This is a genomic window from Streptomyces sp. NPDC002130 (assembly GCF_040296465.1).
Taxonomy (GTDB): domain Bacteria; phylum Actinomycetota; class Actinomycetes; order Streptomycetales; family Streptomycetaceae; genus Streptomyces.
Genome location: NZ_JBEOXI010001027.1, coordinates 1 through 1,211, shown reverse-complemented (window position 1 = coordinate 1,211; position 1,211 = coordinate 1). Strand labels below are relative to the sequence as shown.

Genomic DNA, 1,211 nt, shown 5'->3' with positions numbered 1-1,211 from the left:
AGCCGGGCAGCGAGGAGTATTCGGCTGGTGAGAACAGGTGCAGTGAGTCCCAGTAGTGCTGCCAGGATCCACCGGGCGCTGTTTCGGCGTCGAGGATGACGAAGTCGCGGCCGGAGCGGCGCAGGTAGTACCCGGCGGCCATTCCGGCTTGACCACCACCGATCACGACAACGTCGACCGTGATCGGTGTCCCTTGCGAGTGCACGAGTGTCCTTTCCTTATCCAGATCTTCTGCTGACAGCCGGGGTGATACGTCGATTACGTGGTCAGACGCCCGGCCAGGGCGTCGACGCGGGCAGCGATGTCGTCGCGGACCAGCCGCATTCGTTCGATTCCGTCGATGCCGCGTTCGGACGGCTCGTCGGTGTCCCAGTTCTCGAAGTCGGTACCGGCGACGGGATCGACCTTCGCTTCGCTGCCCAGGGTGACGACGAGGTCGACATTGCGCACCAGTTGCGGATCGATCAACGTCGGGGTCTCACCGGAGATGTCCACCCCGACCTCGAGGAGCGTTTCGGCGGACAGGGCGTTGACCGCGTCGCCGGGTTTGGTGCCGGCCGAGTACACGTCCACCTGGTCGCCGGCGGCTTTGCGCATGAGGCCGGCGGCCATCTGGGATTTGCCGCCGTTCTTGACGCACACGAACAGCACTGAAGGCTTGCTCATCGAAGTTCCTTTCGCTGGGTGTGGGAGTCAGACGGCGTCTACGGTGTGGCCGGCTGCGTCGAGCGTGTTGGCGGTGATGTCGCCGCGGTCGGCCAGCCAGCGTTCGGCGTCGATTGCTGCGGAGCATCCGGTGCCGGCAGCGGTGATCGCCTGACGGTACGTGTGATCGACCAGGTCACCGGCAGCGAAGACGCCGTCGACGGAGGTCGCGGTGGAACCGGGAGCGACGCGCACGTATCCGGCGTCGTCGAGATCGACCTGGTCCTTGACGAGCTCACTGCGCGGGTCGTGGCCGATGGCGACGAACATGCCGGTGATCTCGAGTGTGGAAGTTTCACCGGTGACGGTGTCGCGCACGACGAGGCCGGTGACGCTGTTCTCACCGAGCACCTCGACGGGCTCTGCGTTGGTCAGGAAGCGGATCTTCTCGTTGGCCTTGGCGCGCTCGAGCCGCGGCCATCCGACCGCGCCGCGCCTCGGCGAGGTCGGTGCCGGCCACCCCGGTGACGTAGGACAGGTAACCGGGTACCAGCGGCAGGACGCAC

General features: G+C 66.2%; 2 protein-coding genes and 1 pseudogene. All 3 read right to left on the bottom strand.

Annotated elements, in window-relative coordinates; genetic code table 11:
* Positions 1 to 142 (bottom strand): annotated as a pseudogene (locus ABT116_RS48090) (pyridine nucleotide-disulfide oxidoreductase); the annotation flags it as partial.
* 116 nt (positions 143 to 258) lie between these two features.
* A complete protein-coding gene (locus tag ABT116_RS48085; protein ID WP_003944607.1) occupies positions 259 to 666 on the bottom strand; it encodes an arsenate-mycothiol transferase ArsC in 408 nt (135 codons plus the stop codon).
* A 27-nt stretch (positions 667 to 693) separates the two neighbouring features.
* The coding region (locus ABT116_RS48080; RefSeq protein ID WP_351647813.1) for an NAD(P)/FAD-dependent oxidoreductase at positions 694 to 1,211 on the bottom strand (518 nt) is incomplete at its 5' end.

Bases quoted from the DNA above. Each gene is read 5' to 3' on its own strand.
- ABT116_RS48085 (WP_003944607.1), bottom strand. From the start codon at position 666: ATGAGCAAGCCTTCAGTGCTGTTCGTGTGCGTCAAGAACGGCGGCAAA.